General features: G+C 72.7%; 16 protein-coding genes. 10 read left to right on the top strand and 6 right to left on the bottom strand.

What is annotated here, in order from left to right:
• Positions 1–148: 148 nt before the first annotated feature.
• Positions 149–742, bottom strand: coding sequence for a TetR/AcrR family transcriptional regulator (locus OG570_RS21500; RefSeq protein WP_326943819.1), 594 nt, complete (start codon positions 740–742; stop codon positions 149–151).
• 134 nt (positions 743–876) lie between these two features.
• Between OG570_RS21500 and OG570_RS21495 the strand changes: the two genes are divergently transcribed.
• Both OG570_RS21495 and OG570_RS21490 read left to right on the top strand, forming a co-directional pair.
• A complete protein-coding gene (locus tag OG570_RS21495) occupies positions 877–1,599 on the top strand; it encodes an SDR family NAD(P)-dependent oxidoreductase (RefSeq protein WP_326958729.1) in 723 nt (240 codons plus the stop codon).
• Between the two features lie 17 nt (positions 1,600–1,616).
• Positions 1,617–2,042 carry a nitroreductase family deazaflavin-dependent oxidoreductase gene (locus OG570_RS21490; protein WP_326958726.1) on the top strand — a complete coding sequence of 142 codons (426 nt, stop codon included), beginning with the start codon at positions 1,617–1,619 and terminating at the stop codon, positions 2,040–2,042.
• Here the strand turns inward: OG570_RS21490 and OG570_RS21485 are convergent, their stop codons facing one another.
• From OG570_RS21485 to OG570_RS21470, 4 genes are read right to left on the bottom strand one after another with little or no spacing between them, the layout of a single operon-like run.
• The gene (locus OG570_RS21485) at positions 2,043–2,963 is read right to left on the bottom strand and encodes a glycoside hydrolase family 130 protein (protein WP_326958724.1); all 921 of its coding nucleotides are present in this window, start codon (positions 2,961–2,963) and stop codon (positions 2,043–2,045) included. It lies immediately after the preceding gene.
• A complete protein-coding gene (locus tag OG570_RS21480) occupies positions 2,960–4,162 on the bottom strand; it encodes a serine hydrolase domain-containing protein (RefSeq protein ID WP_326958722.1) in 1,203 nt (400 codons plus the stop codon). Before OG570_RS21480 ends, OG570_RS21485 begins: the two co-directional genes overlap by 4 nt.
• The gene (locus OG570_RS21475) at positions 4,159–5,322 is read right to left on the bottom strand and encodes a glycoside hydrolase family 1 protein (protein ID WP_326958720.1); all 1,164 of its coding nucleotides are present in this window, start codon (positions 5,320–5,322) and stop codon (positions 4,159–4,161) included. Before OG570_RS21475 ends, OG570_RS21480 begins: the two co-directional genes overlap by 4 nt.
• On the bottom strand, positions 5,319–6,533 hold the full coding sequence (locus tag OG570_RS21470) for an MFS transporter (RefSeq protein WP_326958718.1): 1,215 nt from the start codon (positions 6,531–6,533) through the stop codon (positions 5,319–5,321). Before OG570_RS21470 ends, OG570_RS21475 begins: the two co-directional genes overlap by 4 nt.
• Before the next feature lie 63 nt (positions 6,534–6,596).
• Here OG570_RS21470 and OG570_RS21465 point away from each other — a divergent pair, with 63 nt between their 5' ends.
• Positions 6,597–7,172 carry a TetR/AcrR family transcriptional regulator gene (locus OG570_RS21465; RefSeq protein WP_326943826.1) on the top strand — a complete coding sequence of 192 codons (576 nt, stop codon included), beginning with the start codon at positions 6,597–6,599 and terminating at the stop codon, positions 7,170–7,172.
• Positions 7,169–7,558: a PaaI family thioesterase gene (locus tag OG570_RS21460; RefSeq protein ID WP_326958716.1), complete on the top strand. Its 390-nt coding sequence runs from the start codon at positions 7,169–7,171 to the stop codon at positions 7,556–7,558. The genes OG570_RS21465 and OG570_RS21460 overlap by 4 nt, the downstream gene beginning before the upstream one ends.
• A 167-nt stretch (positions 7,559–7,725) precedes the next feature.
• Here OG570_RS21460 and OG570_RS21455 read toward each other — a convergent pair whose 3' ends face one another.
• Positions 7,726–8,697, bottom strand: coding sequence for a magnesium transporter CorA family protein (locus tag OG570_RS21455; protein WP_326958714.1), 972 nt, complete (start codon positions 8,695–8,697; stop codon positions 7,726–7,728).
• A gap of 169 nt (positions 8,698–8,866) precedes the next feature.
• Between OG570_RS21455 and OG570_RS21450 the strand changes: the two genes are divergently transcribed.
• Genes OG570_RS21450 through OG570_RS21425 form a run of 6 tightly spaced genes read left to right on the top strand, consistent with a single transcriptional unit; the run spans position 8,867 to position 14,867 of the window.
• A complete protein-coding gene (locus OG570_RS21450) occupies positions 8,867–9,721 on the top strand; it encodes an STAS domain-containing protein (RefSeq protein ID WP_326958711.1) in 855 nt (284 codons plus the stop codon).
• Positions 9,721–10,131 carry an STAS domain-containing protein gene (locus tag OG570_RS21445; RefSeq protein ID WP_326958709.1) on the top strand — a complete coding sequence of 137 codons (411 nt, stop codon included), beginning with the start codon at positions 9,721–9,723 and terminating at the stop codon, positions 10,129–10,131. Before OG570_RS21450 ends, OG570_RS21445 begins: the two co-directional genes overlap by 1 nt.
• Positions 10,128–10,538: an anti-sigma regulatory factor gene (locus OG570_RS21440; RefSeq protein ID WP_326958707.1), complete on the top strand. Its 411-nt coding sequence runs from the start codon at positions 10,128–10,130 to the stop codon at positions 10,536–10,538. Before OG570_RS21445 ends, OG570_RS21440 begins: the two co-directional genes overlap by 4 nt.
• Positions 10,535–11,566: a SpoIIE family protein phosphatase gene (locus OG570_RS21435; RefSeq protein ID WP_326958705.1), complete on the top strand. Its 1,032-nt coding sequence runs from the start codon at positions 10,535–10,537 to the stop codon at positions 11,564–11,566. Before OG570_RS21440 ends, OG570_RS21435 begins: the two co-directional genes overlap by 4 nt.
• A complete protein-coding gene (locus OG570_RS21430; RefSeq protein ID WP_326958703.1) occupies positions 11,563–13,323 on the top strand; it encodes an ATP-binding protein in 1,761 nt (586 codons plus the stop codon). Before OG570_RS21435 ends, OG570_RS21430 begins: the two co-directional genes overlap by 4 nt.
• Positions 13,320–14,867 (top strand): fused response regulator/phosphatase, encoded by a 1,548-nt coding sequence (locus OG570_RS21425; protein WP_326958701.1) that lies wholly within the window; start codon positions 13,320–13,322, stop codon positions 14,865–14,867. The genes OG570_RS21430 and OG570_RS21425 overlap by 4 nt, the downstream gene beginning before the upstream one ends.
• Positions 14,868–14,877: the final 10 nt, after the last annotated feature.

Genomic DNA, 14,877 nt, shown 5'->3' with positions numbered 1-14,877 from the left:
CGCGCTCGGCCAGGCGGGTGGTCCCGGATCGTTTCCACCCGCGCCACACGCGCGTAACGTGCCGCGCTCGACCCCGACGCTCGCGCTGTACGGCCCCGACACGACGGTCGTCCTGGAGGCAGTCGTCGCCTTCGCCGGTGCGACGTGATCAGTCCGGGACGGCGGCGCTCACCAAGGCGGCCGCGACCCCGCGAGCGGCCGATTCGGCGCTCGGGTCGCGGTCCATCCACGCGCTGATCCCGGCGCCGTCGTAGAGCAGCACCAGCTGTTGCGCGAGCAGCTTCGGGTCCGTCGCGCGCGCCTGCTGGGCGAGGTCGAAGAACAGGTCGTGCAGCCAGGTGCGGTAGTCGGCGGCGGTCTCCTCGACCACGCCGCCCGGCGCGGCGTCGGCACTCGCGCTGACGAACGCGCAGCCCCGGAACCCCGGCTCGGTGAACGACAAGCCCTGTACCTCGAAGGCGCCGACGAGACGCTCTTTCGGCGTGGCGTAACGGGTTTCGAGTTCGCGGGCCATCCGGTCGGCCGTGGCGGCGTGCCGCGCCTCCAGGTACGCGCGGACGAGGCCGTCCTTGCTGCCGAACGCGCTGTAGAGCGTCGCCTTGGCGACGCCGGCGTGCTCGATGACCCGGTCGATGCCGACGGACTGCACGCCCTCGGCGTAGAACAGCTCGTCGGCGGCGGCCAGCAGCCGCGCTCGCGCGGCCGCGCTGCGTTCCCGGGGTGACGGCGCCTTCTCGGACATGCGCAAACCATAGCAGACAGGTCGGTCTGTCTGCGCTGAGGCGAGCGTCACCCTTGACGCATCCAGACCGGTCTGTCTAGGTTGATTCTTGCCAGACAGACCGGTCTGGATGACGACTTCGGAAGGTGCCGACCATGTCCGCTCAGCCTGCTACCGCCCTGGTCACCGGCGCGACGTCCGGGATCGGCAAAGCCGTGGCGAAGAAGCTGGCCGCCGACGGGCTGACCGTCATCGCGGTCGGCCGCAACGCCCGCCGCGGCGCCGAGACCGTCGAGGAGATCACCGCCGCGGGTGGCCGGGCCCGGTTCGTCGAGGCCGATCTCGAGGACCCGGCCGCCATCGAGCGGCTCGCGGCCGACGTCGGCGACGTCGACGTCCTGGTCAACAACGCCGGCCAGTCGGTCTGGGCGCCGACCGAGGACCTGAAGCTCGCCGACTACGACGCGATGTTCGCCGGCAACGTCCGTGCGCCGTTCCTGCTGGTGGCCGCGTTCGCCCCGGCGATGGCGGCCCGGGGGTCGGGCAGCGTGATCTCGCTGGGCAGCATGGCGGGCAGCGTCGGCCTGGTGAACGGCGCCGCGTACGGCGCGACCAAGGCGGCGCTCGCCGCCCTGACTCGCGGCTGGGCGGCCGAGTACAGCGGCCGGGGCGTCCGCTTCAACACCGTCGCGCCGGGCCCGGTGTACACCCGCCCGGAGGCCCGCGACCTGTTCGACGCGCTCGCCGAGACGACCGCGATGAAGCGGGCCGCCGACCCGGCGGAGATCGCCGAAGTGGTGGCGTTCCTGGCGTCCCCGAAGGCCAGTTACGTCACGGGCGCGACCATCGCCGCCGACGGCGGCCGCACCGCCATCTGAAGACAGGAGCACGAACCATGGATTACGCACCCAGCCCCAGTGACCGCGTTCGCGAGCAGGTTGACCGGTACGAAGCCACCGGTGGCCGTGAGGGCGGGACGCTCGAAGGCCAGCCCGTCGTCATCCTCACCACCACCGGCGCCAAGACCGGCAAGGTCCGCAAGACCCCGCTGATCCGGATCGAGCACGACGGCGTCTACGCCGTGGTCGCGTCCGCCGGGGGTGCGCCCGAGCACCCCGCCTGGTACCGGAACGTCCTCGCCGATCCCCTCGTGCGCGTGCAGGACCACGACGACGTCCTCGCCGTCCGCGCGCGCGAAGTGCACGGTGCGGAGAAAGACCGCTGGTGGCGGATCGCGGAGACCTTCTGGCCGCACTTCCCGGAGTACCGCGAGAAAGCAGCCGGTCGCGAGATCCCCATCGTCGTCCTGGAACGACGGTGATCAGCAGATCGCGACGGCCAGGGTCGTGTCGCTCTGGCCGTAGTAGGCGAACCACCGGCCGCGGAAGTGCACCAGGCCCTCGACGAACGTGACGTTCGAGACCATCCCGTGGGTGTCCTCGAAGCTCGTCGGGCGCAGCCACGGCTCGGTTGTGCGCGCGACGACCGTCGCCGGATCCGCTGCGGCCACGGCGATCTGGCCGCAGCGGTAGTGGACCTCGGTGGGCGACGTCGCGGTCGCGCCGTTGGTCAGGAACACCAGCAGGCCGTCGTCGGTGCGGACCGGCGGGGCGCCGATCTCGACCAGGGTCGCGTCCCACTCGCCCGGGGTCGGCGTGTGCATCGGGTGCTCGTCGCCGGCGACCGGCGTCCAGTGCAGCAGGTCCGCCGACGTCGCCGCGTGGATCGTGCCTTCGCCGAACCACATCCAGTAGCGGCCGCCGAGCTTCTCCGGGTGGATGACGCCGGCCTTGCTCCACGGCTTGTCCGGCCCGTAAGGCAAGGTTCGCCAGGTGTTGAAGCCCGGGAACAGCGGACCGTGCTTCGTCCAGGTGCGCAGATCGGCCGACGTCGCCAGGCACAGCTGGGCCTGCGCGCCGTCGAAGCCGGTGTACGTCAGGTAGTACGTCTCGCCGACCCGCGTGATCCGCGGGTCTTCGCACCCGGCCCGCTCGTAGTCGTGCGCGGGGACCAGAACCGGGTCGTCTTCGCGGTCGAACCGGATGCCATCCGCGCTCCAGGCGAGGCCGATGCGGGAGACGCGGTCGGCCGCGTGCGCGCGGTAGAGCAGCGCGACGCGGTCGCCGACGACGATCGCGGCCGGGTTGTAGAGGTTCGCCGACTCCCAGCCGGTACCGCGCGGGCGCAGGATCGGGTTGGCCGGGCTCGGCTCGAACGGCCCGAGCGGGAACGTCGCGGTCACCGGTCGAGCAGCGCTTCGGCGATCAGCGCCTGGGTGATCTTCTGCAGCGGCGGCGCCGCGTACGACAGCAGCTGGATCATCCCGACGTAGAGCAGGTCGTGCTCGGGGTCGACCCAGAACCAGGTGCCCGCGGCGCCGTCCCACTGGTAGGTGCCGCGCCCGACCGGGGCGCCGGCCAGGGCCGGGTCGTGGAACACCGCGCCGTCGTAGCCGTAGCCGAACCCGGGCCGCAGGTCCATGTGCCCGGCGTGGAAACCCTTCTCCAGCAAGGATTCCGGCAGCTGGTTCGACATCTGCGCGGCGAGAGCTTCTTCGCTGACGATCCGGCGGCCGTGCCACTCGCCGCGGTTCAGCAGCAGCTGGGCGAACTTCGCGTAGTCGCCGATCGTGGAGACCAGGCCCATGCCGCCCATCGCCGCCGCGGGCGGGGTGGCGGAGTCGCGGTAGAGCGGGTTCCGGATCGGCAGCAGCCGGACCGGGCCGCCGGTGAAGTGCAGTGCCGCCCGCCGCCGGCGTTTCTCCGGCGGGGTGTGGAACGCGGTGTCGGTCATGCCCAGCGGCTCGAAGATGTGCTCCCGGAAGAAGTCCGGCAGCGACTGGCCGCTGAGCCGCTCGATGATCGCGCCCTGCAGGTCCATCGACAGGCTGTAGCGCCAGCTCGTCCCCGGCTGGTAGGCCAGCGGGAGCCGGCTCACGCGCGCCACGAAGTCGTCGAGGCTCGTGGCCCGGAACGGCCGTTCGGCGCGGTAGAGCCGGGTCATCGGGTCGGCCTTGTCCCAGCCGTAGGCGAACCCCGCGGTGTGCGTCAGCAGCTCGAGCATCGTCGGCGGGTGCACCGGGTCGGCGAGCACCGGGCGGCCGCGGTCGTCGAACCCGGTGACGACGCGCAGGTCCTGCAGCTCGGGCAGGTGCTCGGCGATGGCGTCGGCCGGCTTCCAGAGCCCGCGGTCGGCGAGGATGGACATGGCCAGGCCGGTGACGGGTTTCGTCATCGAGAAGATCCGGAAGATCGTGTCGGTCCGCAGCGGCTTGCGCGGGAACCGGCGGTCGCGGCCCAGCACCGTGGTGCGCACGACCTCGCCGTGGCGCGCCACCAGCGTGACGGCGCCGGCGATCACGCCGTCGTCGACCTGCCGCTGCACGGCGGCGTCGACGCGGTCCAGTCCGGCCGGCGAGAGGCCGGCGTCTTCGGGGGTCACGCGTCCATCCTCGACGGCGCGAGCCCGCCCAGCCACTTCAGCGACGGCTTGGGCGTGCGCGCGAACGTCGTGCGGTCGACGGCGACCAGGCCGAACGTCGGACCCCAGTGGCCCCACTCCCAGTTGTCGAGCAGGCTCCAGTGGAAGTAGCCGCGGACGTCGGCGCCGTCGGCCATCGCTTCGCGCAACGACTCCAGCGCTCCGGTCGTGTAGGCGACGCGCCGGTCGTCGTCCGCCGTCGCGACGCCGTTTTCGGTGACGATGATCGGGACGTCGCGGGCCACGCGCGCCACCCGTCGCACGGCTCCGCCCAGGGCGCCGGGCGTGTACTCCCAGCCGGTCTGCGTGCGCTCGGCCGCCGGGTTTTCGGCCACCGTGCCGTCCGCGCGCAGCCGGCCGCCGGTGTAGGTCTGGACGCCGACGAAGTCGTCGCCCGCGCTCGCCCGCAGGAAGACCTGGTCGCGGGGCTCGGCGTAAGCCTCCAGCGCCGCCTCGGCGCCGGGTTCGGCCTGGTAGTCCTGCACCGAGACGCCCCAGCCCACGAGCAGGCCCGGGTGGTTCGCCCGCAGTCGGTCCACAGTGGACCGGTGGACCGCGATCATCGCCGCCGTCGTCGCCGCGTCCGGTTCGGGCAGGCCGTGGGCCAGCTCCCCGGCCGCCGTCAGCTTCGGGAAGATGGCGACGATGTTGGGCTCGTTGATGGTCTCCACACGCTCGACGCCGGCGTCGAGGACGGGCGCGAGCGCGTCGACGTACCGCAGGAACCGGTCCACGGCATCGGGTCGCAGCCAGCCGCCGGCCGCGGAGAACCACAGCGGCAGCGTGAAGTGGTGCAGTGTCGCCAGGGGCCGCAGCCCGCGTTCGCGCGCGCCTTCGACGATCCGGCGGTAGTGCGCGACAGCGGCGTGCGAGACGTGGCCGTCGGCCGGTTCGACGCGGGACCACTCGATGCCGAAGCGGTAGTCGGTGAACCCCGCGCCCGCGGCGAGGTCCAGGTCCTCGGGCCAGCGGTGGTAGCTGTCGACGGCGTCGCCGCAGCGCTCGGCGACCGGCGAGTCCGGCCGGTTCTCGCGGTACCACCAGTCGCTGGCGACGTTGCCGCCTTCGGTCTGGTGGGCGCCGGTCGCGACGCCCCAGAGGAAACCGGGCGGGAAGGTCATCGCACACTCCTGATGCCGAGGACGACGGCGGCCGCGGCCACCGCCAGGACGAGGGCGACCACGAAGATCGCCAGGTAGCCGGCCGCGCCGGCGAGCAGGCCGCCGGCGATCGGCGCGACGACGCCGGGCAGCGTCGAGCCGATGCTCAGCACGCCGAGGTCGCGCGCGGCCGTGTCGGGATCGGGCAGCACCGCGACCATCAGGGCCTGGTCGACCGCCAGGTACGCGCCCAGCGTCAGCCCGACGATCCCGAAGAACACCAGCTCGGTGCCCAGCCCCGGCGCGACGAGCAGCGGGACCAGGCCGAGCGCCAGCAGCACCGGCGCCCCGCCGACCACCGGTTTCAGCCGGCCGAGCCGGTCGGCCAGCACCCCCGCGACGATCACCGAGACGGCCGAGAGCACGCCCACCAGCAGCGTCGCCAGGCCGACGACCCGGCCGGCTTCGGCGGTGGGCAGGCCCAGGTAGTCGGTGAGCAGGTAGAGCTGGAACGTCGTGATCATCAGGATCGCCAAGATGAACAGGAACCGCCCGGTGAACGCGAGCCAGAAGTCGCGCGACGCCGGGAGCGCCAGGTCGCGCCGGGCGATCCGCCGGGGCTCGTCCCGGTTGTCGCGCCCGGGTACGGCGAGCGCGAGGACGACCGCGACGAGCACCATCAGCCACGGGACGACGATCAGCCCGCGCGCCGGCGTCGTCACCAGCGCGCCCGCCACGACCCCGCCGGCGGTCTGCCCGAGCAGGAAGCCGAAGCCGGCGAACGCCGACGCCCGGCCGACCGAGCCGGCCGGCACGTGGTCGGGGATCAGCGCCGACAACGCGGCCACCCACGTCCCGACGCCGAGCTGGAAGACCGCGTAACAGGCACCGACCAGCACGAGATCGCTGGTGAGCCCGGCCGCGGTGAGCGCCACTGCGGCCAGCAGGGCCGAGCCGAGCAGCCACGGCGACCGCCGGCCCAGCCGGCTGCGCGTCCGGTCCGAGAGGAGCCCGCCGAGCACGGTGCCGGCGGCGCTGGTCACCGCGCCGGCCACGGCGTAGGCGGTGAAGACGCCGACCTTGTGCGCGGGGGTGACGCCGGCCAGCAGGGCCGCGAGCAGGGTGCCGCTCGCCGCGCCCGGCGCGGCCCAGGCCAGCTGGCCGAGCAGCAGCAACGGCCCGAGGCGGCCCAGCCGCAAGGCGCGCGCGTCGATCATCGGCGATCTCTCCACGGCGAGGACGGTACACGAAAACCCAGCGATGCTGTGTTTTCAATTTCCCGGTACCGTCGGCCCATGCCCGAACCGACACGTCGCGGCCCGTACGCCAAGGGGATCGCCCGGCGGCAGCAGATCCTGCGCGAGGCGCTGGCCGCCTACGCCGAGAGCGACAGCACCGGGCCGTCGCTGCGGGCCATCGCGAAGCGGACCGGGCTGAGCGAACGCGGGCTGCTGCACTACTTCCCGGCCCGTGACGAGCTGTTCGTGGCGATCCTCGCCGAGCGCGACGCGGCCGACCGCGCGAGCTTCGACCCGGACGGCCCCCTCGACGACCTCGCCGCGGTGACCGCGCACACCGCCAAGACGCCCGGCCTCGTCCGGCTCTTCCTCGAGATGACCGCGGCCGCGCCCGACCCCGAACACGCCGCCCACGGGTTCTTCACGCGCCGCTACCGCGAGCTGCGCGAGATCCTCGCCCGCAAGTTCACCCGGTCACCGCGGCCCGAGACGCCGCCGGTCGACGCGGACTTCGCCGCGCGGGTGCTGATCGCGGCGTCCGACGGCCTGCAGGCGCAGTGGCTGCTCGACCCGTCGATCGACCTCGAGGACGACCTCGACCGCCTCGCCCGGCTCCTCCAGGCGGCCCGGTGAACACCCCGCCGCCGGGCTTCGTGGTGCTGGAGTCGTCGCCGTTCTCGGGGCTGGTGGGACCACTGCACGTCAACGACGCCGGAGTGCTCGGGGTCCACGTCCGCGACGAGCACCGCAACACGCTCGGCACGGCCCACGGCGGCTTCCTGATGACGCTGGCCGACATCGCCGCCGGCCGCACCGCGCGCCACGCGATCGGCGAGGGCGCGGTGGTCCGCACGGTCAGCTCGACGGTCGACTTCCTCTCCGCGGCCGCGGTCGGCAGCTGGCTGGAAGTGGCCACGACGGTGGACCGCGTCGGCCGCCGCGCGGTCTTCACGTCGTGCCGGGTGACGTCGGCGGGAACGACCGTCGCGCGGGCCAGTTTCGTCCTGCTCCGCGGCTAGGCGGTGTCCTGCAAGTCAAGCTCGCGGTCTTCGCGCCCAGGCGGCCCCTGACGGCACGGGCGGGATCACCCGAGTACGGCCCAGTACGAGGGTGACCCGCCCGCGCCGTCAGGAACCACCTGGATCACGAAGCCCATCGAGCAGACTTGCAGGACACCGCCTAGTCGTCAGAGCCAGTCGCGACGGCGGAAAATACCGAACAGCAACGCCGACAACAGCACGATCGCCAGCGTCGACATCCAGAAACCGAGCGAGCTCCCGCTGCCCGGATACGGCACGTTCTGGCCGAAGAAGCCGGTCACCGCGGTCGGGACGGCGATCACCGCGGCCCAGCCCGTCACCTTCTTCATGATCAGGTTGAGCCGGTTGCTCTGCAGGTTCAGCTGCGTCTCGCGAATCGTGGAAACCAGCTCCCGCAACGACTCCGTCCACTCCGACGCGCGCAGCACGTGGTCGTAGACGTCCTGGAAGTACGGCGCGGTCGCCTCGTCGAAGAACGGCTGGTCGCGGCGCATCAGCGCGTTCACGACCTCCCGCATCGGCAGCACCACCCGGCGCAGCGCGGTCAGGCTCTTGCGCAGCCGGAACGAGCGCCGCTGCAGCTCGGCCTGGTCGGGGCGGTCGTCGAAGACCAGGTCCTCCAGGCGTTCGATCTCGTCGTCGAGAGCTTGCACGGCTTCGAAGTGCCCGTCCACGACGTAGTCGAGCAGGCCGTGCAGCAGGTACGCCACGCCCGAGCCGGCCAGGTCCTTCGCGGCGTCCCAGCGCGCGACGACGGCGTCCATGGCGAACCGGTCGTCCTTGCGGACGGTCACCAGCGCGCGCGGCATCACGAACGCGGCCAGCTCCGACGTCCGCACCCGGCCGTTCTCCTGGTCGAACTCGGCCGAATACGCGGTCAGGAACGCGTGCCGGTCGTAGCGGTCCAGCTTGGGGCGCTGGTGCTCGTGGACGGCGTCCTCCACGGCCAGGCGGTGCAGCCCGAACTCCGCCGTCAGCGCGGCGAGGTCCGCTTCCGTCGGCTCGCACAGGTCGACCCACACGATCGTGTCCTCGTCGGCGAGGAAATCCGACACCTGCTCGACCGGAAAACCCTCCTTCTTCAGTTCGCCGCCGCGGTAGGCCCTGGTCATCGTCATTTCCCCGGACTACCCCGGTGCCGCGCCGATCACACCGCTCCCCCTTTCGTGAATAACGCACCAACTGCGGTGCGCGGGTACCCCCATCGGGATTACCCCTCGCGACGGGAAACCCGGCCGGGGCCACCGGCTACTGTCAGCACCACAAGTGACGTCGCAAGGAGAAACCGTGGTAGCGGAAAGCGGGCCGGTCCACCGGCTGGCCGAGGTGTTCGAAACGGACCGCGACCGGCTGGTCGGCCGCTGGGCCGAGCTGGCCGGGTCGGCGTTGCGCGGGCGGCTGACGACCACCGAGCTCGAGCGTGACCTGCGCGAGCTGTACACCGCGATCGCCGCCGTGATCACCCTGGACGGTGGTCTGGACCGGTCCGAGTTCACCGAGCTCAAGGCGCAGCTGGCCGACCTCTCCCGCAGCCGGGCCCGCCAGGGTTTCAGCCCCTCCGAGACCGCCGCGGGCGTCTTCGCCCTCAAGCAGGCCGTGTCCGAGCTGACCGAGAACGCCGCCGACCCCCAGGTGTTCCGCGAGGTGCTGGCGTTTTCCTCCTTGCTGGACACCCTCGGGCTGTGGACGTTCGAGACCTACGCCGCCGCCCGCGAGGAGATCATCCGGGAGCAGTCCGAGCAGCTGCTCGAGCTGACCACGCCGGTGGTCAAGCTCTGGGAAGGCGTGCTGGCCGTGCCGCTGGTGGGCACCCTGGACTCCGCGCGCACCCAGGTCGTGATGGAGAAGCTGCTGGAGGCGCTGGTCGAGACCGGCTCGGAGCACGCGATCGTCGACATCACCGGCGTGCTCGCCGTCGACACCCAGGTCGCCCAGCACCTGCTCAAGACCGTCGTGGCGGCGCGGCTGATGGGCGCCGAATGCATCATCTCGGGCATCCGGCCGCAGATCGCGCAGACGATCGTCGCGCTCGGGATCGAGTTCGGCGACATCACCACCAAGGCCACGCTGGCCGACGCGCTCCGCCACGCCCTGCAGCGTGACGGCGTCGTCGTGACCCGTACCCGCGAGCGGACGCGCTGATGGACCGGGTCCCCATCCTGAAGATCGGCGACATGCTGCTGGTCTCCATCCAGATCGACCTGCAGGACCAGAGCGTGCTGGCCCTGCAGGAGGATCTCGCGGAGAAGATCAGCACGACCGGCGCGTCCGGGGTGGTCATCGACATCTCCGCGGTCGAGATCGTCGACTCGTTCATCGGCCGGATGTTCGCGACCATCGCTTCGCTGTCGAAGCTGTTCGACGCCGAGACCGTCGTCGTCGGCATGCGCCCGGCCGTGGCGATCACCCTGGTCGAGCTGGGTCTGACGCTGGGTGGCGTGCGCACGGCGCTCGACCTCGAGCGCGGGATCAAGGTGCTCGACTCACTCGCCGCCCGGCGCGCCGGGACCACGGCCGGCCCGGACGAGGAACCCGTTCCGGTGACGGGATGACCGACCCCGGCAGAACGGACGAGCAGGTGATCCGGGCGGACGAGGACGTCGTCCGCGTCCGCCAGCTCGTCCGCGCCTACGCGCTGCAGGTCAAGCTGTCCCTGGTGGACCAGACCAAGCTGGTCACCGCGACCAGCGAGCTCGCGCGCAACACCCTGATCTACGGCGGTGGCGGGACGGCCCGCGTCGAGGAGATCACCGACGGCCGCCGCAAGGGCGTCCGGGCGCACTTCCACGACGACGGCCCCGGCATCCCGGACGTCACCGTCGCCCTGGCCGACGGCTGGAGCAGCGGCAAGGGCATGGGCCTCGGGCTCGGCGGCGCGAAGCGCCTGGTGGACCAGTTCGACCTGGACACCGAGGTCGGCCGCGGGACGGACATCACCGTCGTCAAGTGGGCGCGATGACCACCGCCGGTTCCCTTCCCGTCACCGAGGACTTCGCCTGGATCCGGGTCGAAGACGAGACGGCGCACGGCCGGGCCCGGCGCGCCGCCGCCACGCTCGCCGGCCAGCTCGGCTTCGGCGAGGTCCGGGTAGCCGAGATCGGGCTGGCCGTCACCGAGCTCGCGACGAACCTCACCAAGCACGCCGTCGAAGGCGTCGTGGTCGTCCGGTCCGTCCGGGGCGTCAGCGAGGCCGCCGTCGAGGTCGTCGCGATCGACCGCGGCCCCGGCATGGCCGACGCCGTCGCCGCCGGCCAGGACGGCGAGTCCACCGCCGGCACGCTCGGGATCGGCATGGGGGCCGTGCGCCGGCTCGCCGACGTGGCCTCGGTGCTCTCCGAGCCCGGCCACGGCACCGTCGTCACCGCGCGGTTCCACCCCCGGCGCGGCCCGCTCGCCGAGATCCCCGAGACCGGCTTCGCCGGGATCACCCGGCCGATCGGCGGCGAAGAAGTCTGCGGCGACGCCTACGCTGTGCACCACGAGCCCGGCCGGCTCCGGCTGATGATGTGTGACGGATCGGGCCACGGCCCGCTGGCGGCCGCGGCGTCCCGCGCCGCCGCCGACGTTTTCCGCGAGCACGCGACCGAGCCGCCGGAGGCAGTGGTGAAGCACATCCACGAGGCCCTGCGCCGGACCCGCGGCGGCGCGGTCGCGGTGGCGGACGTCGACACCGCGGCCGGCACCGTCCGGTTCGCCGGCCTGGGCAACATCGCCGGCTGCGTCGTGGCCGGCGGGCGCAAGCAGGGCATGATCTCCGCACCCGGCGTCGCCGGGCACCAGGCCCGCACGATCCGCGCGTTCGACTACCCGCTGCCGCCCGGCTCGACGGTGGTCCTGCACTCCGACGGCCTCACCGAGCGGTGGAGCGTCGACGGCCGCGAACGGCTGTTCGCCGCCACTCCCCTGGCGATCGCGGCGGCGCTGCTGCGCGACGCCGGGATCCGCCACGACGACGCCGGCGTGCTGGTCGGCAAGCCCCGCCCATGACCACCCGGCAGCGCGACGAGCTGATCCGGTTGCCGGTCGGCGCGGAACCGGACGTCTTCACGATCCGCCGGTGCGGCCGCGAGGTGGCCGAAGCGGTGGGCTTGGAGAGCCAGGACCAGATCCGGGTCGCCACCGTGCTCAGCGACATCGGGCGTGACCTCGTCCACGCCGGGGTGCAGGCCACCGTCCGGTTCCTCCTCAAGGACGCGCCGCCCGCGCTCGTCGTCGAGTTCGGCTGGCCCGGCGGCCCGGCCGACGCCGTGCTCAGGTCCGGCCGGGCCACCGCGGACCGGCTGATGGACGACGTGCGCGTCACCCGCGAGGCGGACCGCAACGTCGTCGCGCTGCACAAGCTGCGCTCCCCCGCGGCGAAGACGCCCACGGCCGCCGACCTCGACCGGCTGCGCGAAGCACTGGCGCTGCGCGGGGTGAGCACCCCGATGGACGAGCTGCGGGCGCAGAACCAGGAGCTGATCGAAACCCTGGAGAGCCTCGAAGCGAAGAGCCAGGAGCTGATGCGGGTCAACGAGGAGCTCGAAGAGACCAACCACGGGGTCGTCGCGCTGTACAAGGAACTCTCCGAAGAGCTCGAGGAAACGAACCGCGGGGTCGTCGCCCTCTACGCCGAGCTCAACGAGAAGTCGAGCCAGCTCAAGGCGGCCAGCGAGGCGAAGACCCGGTTCTGGTCGAACATCAGCCACGAGCTGCGGGCGCCGATCAACTCCGTCATCGGCCTCGCCCGCCTGCTGACCGGCCCCGGCGCGGATCCGCTCACCGACGACCAGCGCCGTCAGGTGAGCCTGGTCAACGACGCCGGGTCGACGCTGCTTTCCCTGGTCAACGAGCTGCTCGACACCGCGAAGGCCGAGTCCGGCCGGCTGGTCGCGCAGCCGACCCAGGTCGACCTGACCGCCGTCTGCCTCCAGCTGCGGGGCGCCCTGCGCTCGACGGTGACCTCGCCCGAGGTCAAGCTGGTGATCGAAGACCCCGGCCCGGAACCGCAGCTGGTCACCGACGAGACGATGCTCGTCCGCATCCTGCGCAACCTGCTGTCCAACAGCCTCAAGTTCACCGAGCGCGGCGAGGTCCGGCTGCGGATCGACGCCGACGGCGGCGACGTCCGGTTCACCGTCACCGACACGGGCATCGGCATCCCGGCCGACCAGCAGGACCGCGTCTTCGAGGAGTTCCACCAGGTCCACAACGACCTGCAGGCCGGGGCCCCGGGCACCGGGCTCGGCCTGCCCTACGCGCGCCGGCTCGCGGAGATCCTGGGCGGCGGGCTGACGCTGGCCAGCGAGCACGGGTCGGGCACCACCGTCGTGCTCCGGCTGCCGCGTCCCGACCCGAGCCGGCCCTCGCCCGCCCGCGTCGACTCGCTGCTGATCGTGGACGACGACGCCGACTTCCGGGACCGGCTCGCCCGGCTGGTCCACGGCGTCGCCGCCGACGTCCGGCACGCCGCGGACGGGCGGGAGGCCATTGAAGCCCTCGACGAGCACCGGCCGGGCCTGATCTTCCTCGACCTGCTCATGCCCGGGATGAACGGCAAGGAGGTGCTCCAGGTGCTGCGGGAGAAACCCGGCCTGCGGGACATCCCGGTCGTCGTGGTCACCTCGTCGCCGCCGGACGGGCTGGACCTGACCGGGGCCGGTCTCCGCGCGGGCCTGCTGCTCAAGTCGCAGGTCACGCCGGAAACCCTCCGGCTCGCCATCGGTGAAGCGTTCGCGGTCGTGGCGAGGACGGTGACCGGATGAGCACCCCCGGCGAACCCGGCCGGGCCAGCATCCTGGTCGTCGACGACCTCGAGGCCAGCCGGTACCTGACCAGCAGCTGGCTGCGCCGCAACGGCTACCGCGTCACCGAGGCCCGCACCGGCCGGGAGGCGCTGACCGCCATCGCCGCCGAGGAGCTGGACATCGTCCTGCTGGACGTCAACCTGCCGGACATGAGCGGGTTCGACGTCTGCGAGCGGATCAAGGGCGACCCGCGCACGGCCGCGATGCCGGTCATCCACATCTCCGCCACGGCCATCGAGGTCGAGGACCGCACCACCGGCCTCGACCGCGGCGCGGACGGGTACCTGATCGAGCCGGTCGACCCCGGCGAGCTGGTGGCCACCGTCGAGGCCGCCCTGCGGTACTACCGGGCCCGGACCCACGCCGAGCGGCTGGCGCTGCGGCTGGGCCGGCTGACCCGCGCCACCCTCGCGATGAACAGCGCCCGCACGTTCGACGACGTCCTCGCCGCGGCCGCCACCGGGGCGGCGACGATCTTCGAGGGCCCGGCCTCGGTCGTCAGCGCGAGCCACCGCGGCCAGGTGCGCTCCGCCACCACCGAGGACGCCGCCGAGGTCCCGGTCGTCCACGCGGACACCCCGCGCGCGCTGGAGCAGGCCACCAAGGCGGTGGCCGCCGACGCGCCGGCGTCCTCGGTCTTCCCGTCCCCGGACGGGCTTTCGCTGGTGGCGCTGGTCTACCCGAACCCGTCCCGGCTGCCCGTCGCGATCACCGTGGCGGCGCGCGGGATCAAGTCCGAGGACGACCGCAACCTGCTGCTGCAGCTGGGCCAGGCGACCGCGCTGGCGTGCGAGGCGATGCGGACGTTCTCCGAAGAGCACCAGCTCGCGCTGACGCTGCAGCAGAGCCTGCTGCCCCGCGAGCTCCCGGCCCGGCCCGAGCTGGAGATGGCCGCGCGCTACGCCCCCGCGAGCGACAACGCGGAGATCGGCGGCGACTTCTACGAGGTCTCCGACATCGGCGGCCGCCTGCTGATCGCCGTCGGCGACGTCGTCGGGCACTCCATCGAGGCGGCCACGGTGATGGGCGAGGTCAGGCACGCCCTGCGCGCGTACGCGGTGGAGGGGCACGGGCCGGTCGAGATCCTGGACCTGCTGGACGCCATGCTGCGCCGCTACCACCCGCGCAGCCTCACCACGCTCTGCCTGGTCGTGCTGGACCCCGCGTCGGGCGCACTGGAGATCGCCAGCGCGGGCCACATCCCACCCCTGCTGGCCGACGCGGCCGGGGCCCGGTACGTCGAGGTCGCGGGGCCCCTGCTCGGCATCGGCCTGCCCCGCCCGCCGGCGACGGCCCTGACCCTCGACCGCGGCACGCTGGTGCTGCTGGTCACGGACGGCCTGATCGAGCGCCGAGGCAGCGTCATCGACGACGGCATGGACCTGCTCCGCACGGCGGTCACCCACGACGCGGAGCTGGAGACGCTGTGCGACACGCTGCTGGACCGCTTCGGCGAAGCCGCGGAGGACGACATCGCGCTGCTGGCCTTCCGGCGGCGGTGAGGAGTCAGGC

Source organism: Amycolatopsis sp. NBC_01286, assembly GCF_035982555.1.
In the GTDB taxonomy this organism is placed as follows: domain Bacteria; phylum Actinomycetota; class Actinomycetes; order Mycobacteriales; family Pseudonocardiaceae; genus Amycolatopsis.
The sequence above is the reverse complement of the archived record's forward strand: the minus strand, read 5'-3'. Positions and strand labels throughout refer to the sequence as shown.

Excerpts from the sequence above, each read along its gene's own strand:
- OG570_RS21500 (WP_326943819.1), bottom strand. The coding sequence starts at position 742 with ATGTCCGAGAAGGCGCCGTCACCCCGGGAACGCAGCGCGGCCGCGCGA.
- OG570_RS21495 (WP_326958729.1), top strand. The coding sequence starts at position 877 with ATGTCCGCTCAGCCTGCTACCGCCCTGGTCACCGGCGCGACGTCCGGG.
- OG570_RS21490 (WP_326958726.1), top strand. The coding sequence starts at position 1,617 with ATGGATTACGCACCCAGCCCCAGTGACCGCGTTCGCGAGCAGGTTGAC.
- OG570_RS21475 (WP_326958720.1), bottom strand. The coding sequence starts at position 5,322 with ATGACCTTCCCGCCCGGTTTCCTCTGGGGCGTCGCGACCGGCGCCCAC.
- OG570_RS21465 (WP_326943826.1), top strand. The coding sequence starts at position 6,597 with ATGCCCGAACCGACACGTCGCGGCCCGTACGCCAAGGGGATCGCCCGG.
- OG570_RS21455 (WP_326958714.1), bottom strand. The coding sequence starts at position 8,697 with ATGACGATGACCAGGGCCTACCGCGGCGGCGAACTGAAGAAGGAGGGT.
- OG570_RS21445 (WP_326958709.1), top strand. The coding sequence starts at position 9,721 with ATGGACCGGGTCCCCATCCTGAAGATCGGCGACATGCTGCTGGTCTCC.
- OG570_RS21440 (WP_326958707.1), top strand. The coding sequence starts at position 10,128 with ATGACCGACCCCGGCAGAACGGACGAGCAGGTGATCCGGGCGGACGAG.
- OG570_RS21435 (WP_326958705.1), top strand. The coding sequence starts at position 10,535 with ATGACCACCGCCGGTTCCCTTCCCGTCACCGAGGACTTCGCCTGGATC.
- OG570_RS21430 (WP_326958703.1), top strand. The coding sequence starts at position 11,563 with ATGACCACCCGGCAGCGCGACGAGCTGATCCGGTTGCCGGTCGGCGCG.
- OG570_RS21425 (WP_326958701.1), top strand. The coding sequence starts at position 13,320 with ATGAGCACCCCCGGCGAACCCGGCCGGGCCAGCATCCTGGTCGTCGAC.